This is a genomic window from Dietzia maris, assembly GCF_014144855.1.
In the GTDB taxonomy this organism is placed as follows: domain Bacteria; phylum Actinomycetota; class Actinomycetes; order Mycobacteriales; family Mycobacteriaceae; genus Dietzia; species Dietzia kunjamensis.
In genome coordinates this window covers 1-2,153 of the sequence record NZ_JAALDN010000510.1, presented here as the reverse complement: position 1 = coordinate 2,153, position 2,153 = coordinate 1, and the positions used below count along the sequence as shown (strand labels likewise).

General features: G+C 58.8%; 2 protein-coding genes. One reads left to right on the top strand and one right to left on the bottom strand.

The window, feature by feature from the left end; translation table 11 throughout:
- The first annotated feature begins 194 nt into the window (after positions 1–194).
- Positions 195–1,196 (top strand): AraC family transcriptional regulator, encoded by a 1,002-nt coding sequence (locus G6024_RS15415; protein ID WP_063972868.1) that lies wholly within the window; start codon positions 195–197, stop codon positions 1,194–1,196.
- 149 nt (positions 1,197–1,345) lie between these two features.
- Here the strand turns inward: G6024_RS15415 and G6024_RS15410 are convergent, their stop codons facing one another.
- Positions 1,346–1,870 (bottom strand): PaaI family thioesterase, encoded by a 525-nt coding sequence (locus G6024_RS15410; RefSeq protein ID WP_017836045.1) that lies wholly within the window; start codon positions 1,868–1,870, stop codon positions 1,346–1,348.
- Positions 1,871–2,153 lie beyond the last annotated feature (283 nt).

Below are 2,153 nucleotides of genomic sequence, written 5' to 3'. Positions count from 1 at the left end.
GCATGAGTGACTGCCCCTCCTCCAAGGGCACCACGTGCTCCTCTCCCTCATGTGAGACGAAGGTTACGACTGTCATCGCTGGCTCCTGCATGGTTGTTCGGGTAATAGCTGCTCACAGCATTGCTAACAACGACGACTGCGGCTAGGTTAATTGAGGGCAGAAGCTTGTTAATTTGGCTCAGAAGGCGGGGGCGATGAATCTTGATCGCGAGGGCGTGCCACCGCTCGTGTTCGCGCAGTTACTTGAGAGCCCAGTTCTGGAGCAAGACGCCGTTGCACGGTTTCGCGAGATCATGGATCGTGAGCGAAGCGACGTCGAGTCACTTCTCGCCATCAACGCCCAAGTTCCCCTGCGGTGGATCAGGGAAGCCTTGCCCGACCTCGACGTTGACCAAGCAACGACCCTCGGTTTGGCGTTCGCCCAGCATGCTCATCTGACGTCCTTCGGACCATTAAGCGTCCCACTAGTAAGCGCAGGTTCCGCAGGCGAGATATTGGAATTGCTTGCCTACCTGCCGCTAATAACCCCAGCCCTGAGTGCGCAGTTCTACGCAGGTGGACACGGAGTGTCTGTCGCGCTCAATGGGCAGACGGGCGATCGAGTCCTAGACTCCCTAGTGGTCACCTACTGTGGTGCGGTCCTGCTGAGGCTGCTGAATATACTCGTTGGCGATGCACCAGACATCACACTCTCACTGGGTTGGCCCGCTCCGGAAGGTCTGCCCGTGGATCAGGATTGGTTAGCTGGTCGCCTGGTATTTGACGCTTCACTGTCCATTCTGCATTTTCCCGTTGACGCGGTCAATCACGTCTGCCGGTTCTCTGATCCCGTGGCGTATCGACTCGCTATCAGTGACTTGCAGCGAAGGCTCGACGAGCGGAGTAAAATCGCCTCGTATTCGGACAAGGTGAGACGTCTGATAGAGAAGCGTCCCGCAGATTGTGGAAGTCAGTGGATTGCAGACGAACTCTCCATCTCTACGAGCACACTTAAGCGGCGCCTCTCTGAGGAAGGGATGACCTATCGCGGACTGCGCCAGTCGGTCATTCGTGAGTACGCGATTCTTCGTTTACTGGACGGATCTGTGTCCGCGAGCGAGATCGCCACGGACCTCGGATATAGCGACCTCGCCAGCTTTTCACACGCTTTCAAGCACTGGACCGGCCACCCGCCGACGGGGTTCCGTCGTAGGTAGCGCTGCCACTTGGTTGACTCGTACAGGGCAACTGGCAATGCACGGTGCCTTCAGCTTCGCCCTTTCTTTGGGCGTGGCGTTCAATAGCTTCAGGCTCCGCCGACACCCTCGACGTATTCGGGCCTGGTGCTCGCGGCGGTGAGTTTGGCCTAAGCCCTCGAGTTTCTCTGTGACTGCAAAAAGTGTTCAACCTCGACCACGATGAACAGGGCAGTGGCAGTAATAACAGTGCGGCCCTCTGCATCCTCCATCGTGGACTTGAGGTCCAATTTCCGGCCATCGCGAGACCGAACTGCAGCGCGCAGGATGTACGGGGTGTCGAGTAGTGCTGGCGCAAGATACTCGAGCTCGAGACGGCGCGTCACGGCGAGCTCGCCGACCGAATACAGCAAGAAGCCGAAGAGGTCGTCAATCACGGTCGCTACCGCGCCGCCGTGTGCAATGCCCGGTGCCCCGACGTGGCGCTGGTCGAACTGGTGGTGTGCGACGACGCCGTCTCCGTCACGCCGTACCGAGAGGAAGTGACCATTCGGGTTCTCTGGTCCACAGCCAAGGCAGTTGGGGTGGTGGGGAGGAAGCTCGGAGGAACCGGATTCCATGCGCGTGAACGAGGCCACCCAGTTGTCGATATCGGTACCTATCGGCTCGCCGGCCTTGTCGCGAAATGTGTCCATGTCCAAACCTTCCTGTCGATGAAGTTGTACTGGGTGCGATACCTCGGCTTGTGGCGACGGAGATATCGCCGACACCCGCACGTCCGACCCGTGACCCAACCTTTGACCGGGACGTCCAAGGGGCCCTGAGGCCCGATGCGGGTGGCCTGAGCAACTGGCTGTCGACGGCACGATAGTCAGGTCGACAAGGCCGACTGAGCCGGGACACCTTGTACTGTACGAACATACAGTAAGCGGTACCGACGTATAGTCTAGTGTCGCGTTTCTGAAGTTGGTTTAGGGT

Coding starts and splice junctions, on each gene's coding strand:
- G6024_RS15415 (WP_063972868.1), top strand. CDS start 195: ATGAATCTTGATCGCGAGGGCGTGCCACCGCTCGTGTTCGCGCAGTTA.
- G6024_RS15410 (WP_017836045.1), bottom strand. CDS start 1,870: ATGGACACATTTCGCGACAAGGCCGGCGAGCCGATAGGTACCGATATC.